Source organism: Microcystis sp. LE19-41.2A, from assembly GCF_027530405.1.
Taxonomy (GTDB): Bacteria; Cyanobacteriota; Cyanobacteriia; order Cyanobacteriales; family Microcystaceae; genus Microcystis; species Microcystis aeruginosa.
In genome coordinates, this window is the sequence record NZ_JAPZQJ010000378.1 from 1 (window position 1) to 9,058 (window position 9,058).

Annotated in this window: 7 protein-coding genes and 1 pseudogene; 1 reads left to right on the plus strand and 7 read right to left on the minus strand. The window is 45.4% G+C overall.

Annotated features, from left to right (window positions below):
- The 6 genes and pseudogenes from O9290_RS15385 to O9290_RS15410 form a co-directional block, all read right to left on the minus strand.
- Positions 1-98: pseudogene (locus tag O9290_RS15385) on the minus strand (RNA-guided endonuclease InsQ/TnpB family protein); the annotation flags it as partial.
- 591 nt (positions 99-689) lie between these two features.
- Positions 690-1,163, minus strand: a complete 474-nt coding sequence (locus tag O9290_RS15390) for a phosphate-starvation-inducible PsiE family protein (protein ID WP_002759198.1) — start codon at positions 1,161-1,163, stop codon at positions 690-692.
- 355 nt (positions 1,164-1,518) lie between these two features.
- Positions 1,519-2,358, minus strand: a complete 840-nt coding sequence (locus O9290_RS15395; protein ID WP_002759200.1) for a nitrate ABC transporter ATP-binding protein — start codon at positions 2,356-2,358, stop codon at positions 1,519-1,521.
- A gap of 79 nt (positions 2,359-2,437) precedes the next feature.
- Complete coding sequence (locus O9290_RS15400) at positions 2,438-4,456, minus strand: ABC transporter ATP-binding/substrate-binding protein (protein ID WP_288055128.1); 2,019 nt, start codon at positions 4,454-4,456, stop codon at positions 2,438-2,440.
- Between the two features lie 69 nt (positions 4,457-4,525).
- Positions 4,526-5,356 (minus strand): nitrate ABC transporter permease, encoded by an 831-nt coding sequence (gene ntrB, locus O9290_RS15405; RefSeq protein ID WP_272082421.1) that lies wholly within the window; start codon positions 5,354-5,356, stop codon positions 4,526-4,528.
- A 112-nt stretch (positions 5,357-5,468) separates the two neighbouring features.
- A complete protein-coding gene (locus tag O9290_RS15410; RefSeq protein ID WP_288055130.1) occupies positions 5,469-6,827 on the minus strand; it encodes a CmpA/NrtA family ABC transporter substrate-binding protein in 1,359 nt (452 codons plus the stop codon).
- Between the two features lie 398 nt (positions 6,828-7,225).
- Between O9290_RS15410 and O9290_RS15415 the strand changes: the two genes are divergently transcribed.
- Positions 7,226-8,308 carry a molecular chaperone DnaJ gene (locus O9290_RS15415; protein WP_288055132.1) on the plus strand — a complete coding sequence of 361 codons (1,083 nt, stop codon included), beginning with the start codon at positions 7,226-7,228 and terminating at the stop codon, positions 8,306-8,308.
- A 268-nt stretch (positions 8,309-8,576) separates the two neighbouring features.
- On the opposite strand, the gene O9290_RS15420 is transcribed toward O9290_RS15415, so the two are convergent.
- On the minus strand, positions 8,577-8,813 hold the full coding sequence (locus O9290_RS15420) for a ribbon-helix-helix protein, CopG family (protein ID WP_002759215.1): 237 nt from the start codon (positions 8,811-8,813) through the stop codon (positions 8,577-8,579).
- Positions 8,814-9,058: the final 245 nt, after the last annotated feature.

Below are 9,058 nucleotides of genomic sequence, written 5' to 3' on the forward strand. Positions count from 1 at the left end.
ACACATTTGTTACGGATGAATTGAGCAGTACGAATAGCATCGTCTATGGCTTGATACTGTTGAGTTTTAGCTTTAACTTTAAACTCTAAGACAAACATTTTACGCAGGGGGGACTTAGACAAAATCAGTATAGCACAATAACAGTTAAGTTAACAAGATATAGTTTAAAAAGCCGTCCTAAAAGGACGGGGCTTTAACCCAAAATTTCGGTAAATAGGGTTTGCGGCAAAAAGTTTTTCCTGGGGGCAGGGTGTGGGGTGTGGGGTGTAGGGTGTAGGGTTTTACCCATTTTCAGGTGGTCAATTACCTAATTTTCAGGGAAAAAGTCCAGGAATTTTCCCCCCGCTCACTCCAATGGCTGGTACTTTTGGATTTCAAAAAGGTCTCAAAGTATTATCGAACAATGTTTTTAGATTTATTCAGCCAGCCCTAGGGCTGGCTGAATAAATGTGAAATGTAGGCAAAGTAAGGGTTTTGGGGCTTTACGAGCGAAACAGGTGCAAGATTTTGAGAGAATCATGTTTCAAAACCTTACATCTTCATCGGCCCGCGTCCTGTAGGGGCGAAGCATTCGGGCATAACCTATCGCTGAAACCCTAGATTTCCTATCCGAATGCTTCGCCCCTACTTTTTGCCGCAAACCCTATTTAGAAGGGATAGATTTAGAAAATCTATCCCTTTCCCTTAATTCAAGAACGATTATCGCGATTAACTTTTCTGATTAACCAATAACTTGCCGCTAAAGCTAAGGTTCCCACGGTGAGGGCAATTAAATCATCTTTACTGTATTTATTGGGATCAAAAATAATAATTTTTCGAGAGATGGCAATTAAAGCCGTAACTACGACTAATTCAACCTGTACGATGTGTTTTCTTAAGTAAGCAGTGACGTTTTCTAATAACTCTAAAGCGATCAAAATATTGAGAAATAATCCGAAGATTTCAATTAAAGTTTTACTAAAAAAACCGACGGGTTCCGTAGTAAATAGGTCTTTGATTAGGATAACTACTAAATCATAAAGAGAAACAATAATAACAACAATTAAGGCTACGGATAAAACCTTAGAAACTATGTTTTCGATGATATGAATCGACTTCATGAAATCTTCATCGCGCCATTGTTGACCAAAATTGATAAGTAGTTTCCGTATCTGTTTGAGCATGATCGATTAAGTAAAAAGTAAAAATTATTATTGTATTTGACTGCTAATTGTTCTATTTAGTTAACAAGTAAGTATATCCCCCCTTAATCCCCCCTTTATAAGGGGAGTATCTGACAATGTTTAACATCTAAGTGGGTGGGTGGAATTAAATATAAAATGAACGTAGGTTGGGTTGAAGCATGAAACCCAACGCCCGCATGGGTTACGCTACCGCTAACCCATCCTACAAATAATTGTGCCTACCTACTTACCTAGTTAGAGATAATTTTACTTGAAGAAGGCTTCCCCAGAAAAAAAATCTAGGTGCGATCGCTGTTAAGTCAACCGCACCCCAAACTAATACAAATGCTCACATCTAGCTAACATCATCGTGAGCGAAACGATTATAGAGGAAGTCGAGGGCATAGTTACGCAGACGATAATATTCAGGATCCTCCATAATTCTCTCCCGATCGCGGGGACGGGGGAAATGAATATTCATCACTTCGCCGATTTTCGCTTCTGGTCCATTGGTCATCATTACCAGCTTATCAGCGAGGAAAAGGGCCTCATCGATATCGTGGGTGATCATCAACACCGTACAGCGTTTATCTTGCCAGATTTTCAGCAATTCTTCCTGTAATTCCTCTTTGGTAATCGCATCCAAAGCGCCGAAAGGTTCATCGAGAATTAATACTTCTGGACGGATAGAAAGGGCCCGGGCGATCGAAACCCGTTGTTTCATCCCCCCGGAGATTTGGGGAGGGGTTTTGTCCATAGCTTCGGTTAAACCCACCATCGCTAAATGTTCCCGCACGATCGAGCGTTTTTGTGCCTCTGGAGCATTGGGAGACACCGCATCTACCGCGAGATAGACATTTTCAAAAACGCTTAACCAAGGCAATAAAGCATAGTTTTGAAACACTACCATGCGATCGGGCCCGGGTTTAGTAATTTTCTTACCGTTAACTTTAACGATGCCATCGGTGGGAGAAGAAAAACCCGACACCATATTTAATAGGGTCGATTTACCGCAACCGGAGTGACCGATCACACAGATAAATTCACCTTCATTGATGCTGAGATTAACATCCTTAAGGACGGTGTAGGGGCCTCTAGCAGTGGGATAAACCTTAGAAACTCCTTCAATGGTGACAAAAGCTTCTTTACTGGGGGTCTGGGTTGCTCGGTTAACGGTGTCGGTGGTAGTGTACATGATTAGTCTTTGGGGGAAATTAGTTAATAGGAGCAATGGCTGGGGATAATTGGCTAGGAATTATCCCCTTAGTCGATTTTTAGGCAATTTTGCGAGATTCACTGGCACTAGGACGAGCATCAATAGCCACTTCGGCCATGGTGACGTTTTGTTTGATCTCTAAACTATTGAGATAACCGATAGGATCCTCGGCATCAAACTCGATACCATCGAATAAAAGGATCGGTGTGCGACGATATTTAATATCCCCTAGACCCAATTCCCGGGCCGCGGTACTAAAGACACCCACCCGACAGACGCGTTCGAGAATTTCTACCCAGTTACGGGGGAAAGGAATGTGGCCCCAGCGCGCCATTTGGGTCATCATCCAGAGGTGTTCGGTACGACTGGGACGATTGACTCCATCCCCAAAGAACAGATGGTGTGCATATTCTTTCATCGGTTGATCGAGACTGCACGCGTAGGAGTTAGGATCACCCAGTTGGATATAATCGATATTGGTACTAAGATACTGACGACTGGCGAGGATTTGACGAATTTCTTCCTGATTCCCTTCCTCGGCACAGTAGCGACAACCTTCCAGCAGTGCTTTAACTAAAGCGACGTGGGTATTAGGGTATTTATTGGCCCAATCTTCCCGGACTCCCAGGGCCTTACCCGGGTGGCCCTGCCAGATTTCTAAGTCGGTAGCGACGGTGTAACCTATGCCTTCCATGGCGGCCCGTAGGTTCCAGGGTTCACCGACACAGTAACCGTCAATACTACCGGTTTTCAGGTCGGCTACCATTTGGGCCGGGGGAATAGTTTCGAGGTGAACGTCTTGATCGGGGTCAATACCAGAGGCCGCTAACCAGTAACGCAGGAGCAAATTGTGCATCGAGGAGGGGTGAACAATGCCAAAAATATGGCGCTGTTCCCGCGATTCCAATAGCATCTGTTTTAAAGCGTTACCGTCAATCACTCCCTCGTCATAGAAGCGTTTAGCGAGGGTGACACCGTTACCGTTACGAGTCATAGTCAGGGCGCTGACAATCGGCAAAGGTTGCTCCTGATAACCACCGACGGTTAACCAGGTGGGCATTCCCGAAGGCATTTGCGCCCCGTCGAGGAATCCCCCTGCGATCCCGTCCACAATGCCTCGCCAACTGGTTTCCCGGACCAAATTCACCTCATCTAGACCATGTTTAGTGAAGAATCCCTTTTCTTTGGCCACTGCTAGGGGCGCGCAAGCGGTGAGGGGAACAAAACCGATTTCTAGATTGACTTTTTCTAAACCGTGACGGGCAATTACTTCGACTTTGCGGGCGCGCAGTTTTTTGATCCGTTTTTGTTGGTTGAGGAAATAGATAATCTCGCTCCGGAGACTGTAGTAACTGGGGTGTTCTACCACTTCCATGCGTTTGCGGGGACGGGGGATATCCACTTCCAAAATACCGCCAATTTTTGAGCCGGGGCCGTTGGTGAGCATGACGATGCGATCGGATAATAGCACCGCTTCATCCACATCGTGCGTCACCATTACCGAGGTCATTTCGTATTCTTCGCACAGCTGCATTAACTGTTCCTGTAGATTACCTCTAGTCAGGGCATCTAACGCGCCAAAGGGTTCGTCTAAAAGGAGGACTTTCGGACGGATGGCTAGGGCGCGAGCGATCGCTACCCGTTGTTTCATCCCCCCCGATAATTCGTTGGGACGTTTATCCACTGCATGACGAAGATTGACCAGATCGATATATTTTTCGACTTCAGCTTTTCTTTCTTCTTCTGATAGTTGGGTGAGAACTTGATCGACGGCCAGAGTAATATTTTCTTTGACAGTTAACCAGGGCAAAAGGGAATAGTTTTGGAAAACTACCATGCGATCTGGTCCCGGTTTTTTAATGCTTTGACCTTGCAAAGTCACCACTCCTTCCGTGGGCAAATCTAAACCAGCAATCATGTTTAAGAGGGTAGATTTTCCGCAACCAGAGTGACCGATGAGGGAGATAAATTCCCCTTTTTTTATCTGTAAATCGATCCCTTTCAAGGCCACATATTCACCGCCACCACTAAGGGGGAATACTTTATCAATGTTATCGACAGCGACAAACAAACTCATAGTTTTTTCTCCTTAAATTGGCTCAAGTTTCAGTTATTTGAAAATGGGAAAAGTTTCCCCATTTATTCCCTATTGACGAACGATTTGATTTTGCAACCAAGCCATAAAGCGATCGAGTAATAAACCCACACCACCGATATAAAACAGCGCGAGAATAATATCGCTGATGTAGTTATTTTGGTAGGCATCCCAGATAAAGAAACCGATACCGACGATACCCGACATAACGATTTCAGCTGCGATAATCGCTAACCAAGCTAAACCGATCGCAATTCTCAAACCAGTGAAGATGTAGGGAAGTGCCGAGGGAATTAATATCTTGAAGAAGAATTTTTTGCTGGACAATTGCAAGACTTGTTTAACGTTGATATAGTCTTGGGGAATTTGTTGGACACCGACGGTGGTATTAATCAAAATCGGCCAAACTGCGGTAATAAAGATAACGAATAAAGCAGCCGGTTGGTTTTGTTGTAAAGCGGCCAAAGATAGGGGAACCCAAGCAAGAGGAGGAACTGTTCTCAGGAATTGGAAAAGGGGATCGAGGGCCTTATTTAAGAAAGAATTTAAACCGACCATAATCCCAACGCCAATACCCACCACTGCGGCTAAAGAATAACCGATTAATACCCGTTGCAGACTGGCTAAAGTTTGCCAGAATAGTCCTTTATCAATGCCCCCACGATCAAAGAAAGGATACATTAAATAGGTACGAGTCCGTTCATTGGTGATTAGGTCGGATGGGGGGGGTAATTTGATTAATCCCAGCATCGAGACTAATTGCCAAACAATCAGAAAACCCAAGGTACCGATAATAGGGGGAAGAATGTCTTGGGAATGTTTTTTCCAGAATTTACCGAAGTTGAAACCACCTTTACCTGTTCTGCTGACGCTACTTGCCATTTTGCCGTTTTCCTTTGTTGAAGATAAAGTTACTTGATTGGGGAGAGAAGAAAACACTTTTGGGATTAATAGACTAGATATTTTATGCCCCTAGCCTATCGAGAAAAGCTCGCTATTTTTTGATCTCCAAACTATCGAGATAAGCTTGGGGATTCGCAGGATCAAAAGTTTTGCCATCAAAGAATTTTTCGACACCGCGGGAGGTACTGGTGGGAATATCGGCCGCAGGAACTCCTAATTCTGTAGCTGCCGCTTTCCAAAGATCCTCGCGGTTAACTTTGTCGATTAATGCTGAGGCAGTGGTTAAAGTTTCTTTCGGCAAGAAACCCCAACGAACACTTTCGGTTAAAAACCAGAGATCATGACTCTTGTAGGGATAGGAAACGCTACCGGCGGGATCTTTCCAGTAGAAAACCCCTTTATTTTTGTCGGTGATTTCCGGTTTGCCGTCACCCATTTTCTGCATTCCTTTGAGGGGACCGGCGATAATTTCTTCTTTGAGGTTGAAATAAGCCGGTTTAGCGAGAATTGCCGCCGCTTCTGCCCGATTTGCCTCTTGATCGAGCCATTGCTGCGCTTCCATAATTCCTTTTAATAGGGCCTTGGTGGCTTTCGGGTTTTTATCCACCCAATCAGCGCGGATAGCGAGGTATTCTTCCGGGTGATAGGGCCAGATTTCTGCGGTTAAAGCTGACATAAAACCGATCTGATCAGCTACAATTCGCGCCGGCCAAGGATCGCCGGTACTAAACGCATCCATGGTTCCGGTTTTCATGTTGGCCACGGTTTGGGCGGCAGGAACCGCAATTAGGTTAATATCCGTATCGGGGTTAATACCACCGGCGGCTAACCAGTAACGAATCCAGAAGTCCTGATTAGCTTTCGGGAAAGTATAGGCAGCTTTGAAGGGAGTTCCCGTCGTTTTCATGCCGAGGATGTAATCTTTGGCGGGTTTTAGGTCTAAACCGATATTTTTGCCTTCGTGTTTACCTGCGATCGCAATTCCGTTACCCTGGGTGTTTAACTGCGCTAACACATACATGGGGACTTTAACGTTATTTTTGGTGATTAGTCCCTCGGAAATTAGGTAAGGCATGGGCATTTGCCACTGTCCCCCGTCAATTCCGCCCGCATCTGCCCCAATTTCGACGTTATCTCTAGCGGAACCCCAGTTTGCTTGTTTGGAGACTTCCACATCGGGCATCCCGTGTTTGGCGAAAAAGCCTTTTTCCTTGGCAATAATTAAGGGTGCAGCCTCAACGATAGGAATATAACCTAATTTAATTTTGGTGGTTTCGGGGGCCTCTCCGGGGGCCACCGCAACCGGAGAAGCAACCGGGGCAGCGGGCGCGGTGGTGGTGGTTCCACCCGTAGTGTCGGGGGGATTACCCACACAACCTTTGAGGACAACAGCCCCTGCCGCTGAAACTGCCGCTGTGGTTAAAAATTTCCGTCTCGAAAAATTTGACATAGAGTCCTCCTACCTGCTGCTAAAGCAAATATGTGTGCTGAATTATGGGTAAAGGAATCCCTCGCTAAACTTCCCTTCTAGCCTGTGCTATAGAAATTTAGCTATGGAATATTGAATCTCGATTGAACTTACTAAATAAGTCTAGCGGAATTTGGAAAAAATAATTAATCCGAGCGAGAATTTTATTTACAAAAATTTAATTCGATTGATAAGAATTAATTAAGACCATTGATATATCTAGCTTCTAGCCACTTAAAAAGGTTTCCGCAGGAGCGCCGGCGCAGGGGTGATGGGGTGATGGAAGTGGGGAGAAACAACAAAATGAGCCAAGGGTGAGTTTTAGGAATGCGGCTCCTTCCGGCTTGGTAGAATAGACAATATGCTTTCACCCCAAAGTAATGACCAGATCTAAAAAGCCGAAATCACCGAACTCCTCTGATTCGCCTACCTCTCCTTCCTTGGCTCTGTCTTCCCTACATTTTCGTCTCCAAGCTTTAGAGGAGGAGCATCAGTGGCTCCTCAAGCAGATTGGCAGAAAACGCAACGAACTGAAGAAATTCCTCGACCAGATGCGTTCCCTGGCGACGGAGATTTTTCAGAGAGGGCAACCCCTCTATCAAAAACTTACCGACCTCGACCGCGAAATACACGCCCTTTTTGACGAAATCCTCACTGCTAGAAAATTGGGGCAGCAGACAAAAAAAAGGATTCTCGGAATTTACGAGACACTTCAGTTAACGGGGGTGATTAGCCCGAAATTTGACGAAGGAGATGAAGAACTTGACGAACTTTTCGGAGACGAAGAACCAGAAGGATCATCAGAGCAATCCGCGCAGGATTTCTTCTCTGGGGGAGACTCCTACGGCCGTCACGATGATGGAACAGAGATATCACCTGAAAGCTCGCCTAAATCTCCTGAATCTAGACAAATACGCCGCACTTTCCTGAGAATGGCTGAGATTTTTCACCCCGACAAGGTTACGGATCCCGAAACTCGGATGCGTCACAACGAGATTATGAAGGAAGTCAACCGCGCCTATAAAGAGGGAGATATTGCCAGACTGCTGGAAATCGAACGACAGCATCAAATGGGGGACACTTTCGAGGTTGAAGGCTCATCGGAAAGCGACCTCAAACGACAGTGCGAGAGGGTTGAAACCAATAACGAACTACTCAAAAAGCAGTACGAGAACCTGAAGAGAGAACTGCGATCGGTGCGAAATACCCCGGAAGGCGAGATGGTGAGGGCCAGTCGCGCTTGTGAGAAGGATGGCATCGACCCGATTGAGCAAATGCTAGAGGAGATGAAATTACAAGTTCAATCCACCGAAAAAATCTATAATTTTGTCCGTGACTTCCGCGATAAAAAGATAACGGTTAAAGAGTTTCTGCGCGGACCGGTCAGGATGGGCAGAAGCCCGGAAGAGATGGAAGACATTCTTGATCAACTTCTGGAGCAACTTCGCGGAATCAGCCGTTAAAGAGAGAAAGCCAATATTTAGGGTATGCGGCAAAAAGTTTTTCGTGGGGGCAGGGTGTGGGGTTTTGCCTAATTTTTAAATCCGTTGAGTAACGCACAGAAAACGGGTTTCTCGGAGAAACCCGTTTTCTACTCATGCAAAAGACAAAAGGGGGAATAAATAATCAGTTTTTAATAACCAGATTTAGTATGATTTTTGATCTGCCCTAGAGTGTTGCTATCACCTTTGACAAAATCACTAATCGTACAAGTATCGAGTAAAACCAGCACTAAATCACCTCATCTTCTCTAGGTGGGGAAAGTTCCTCTCTATAAGCTTCAAAAACAATAGCATCACTTATACCTTGAAAATTAAGGATAGTTGACGACCATTGAGACTGTTCTTTTGTGGTAATTAAAAGCTGTATTGCTTCTCGAATCAAAGCATTCTGGGATTTGCCTGTAGAGCGAGATAAAGCCTGTAGTTGCTGACTTAATTCATCTTCCAGATAAAGATTGAAGTTCATAACTTAAATTAAGCAAATAAGTAGCTGGTTATAATTAAATGAAAAATGGACTTTAGGTTCGATCCCCCCTGCCCCCCTTGATAAGGGGGGTGCCGGTAGGCGGGGGGATCCCCCTTGATAAGGGGGGTGCCGGTAGGCGGGGGGATCCCCCTTGATAAGGGGGGTGCCGGTAGGCGGGGGGATCCCCCTTGATAAGGGGGGTGCCGGTAGGAGGGGGGATCCCCCTTGATAAGGTGGCAGATGAG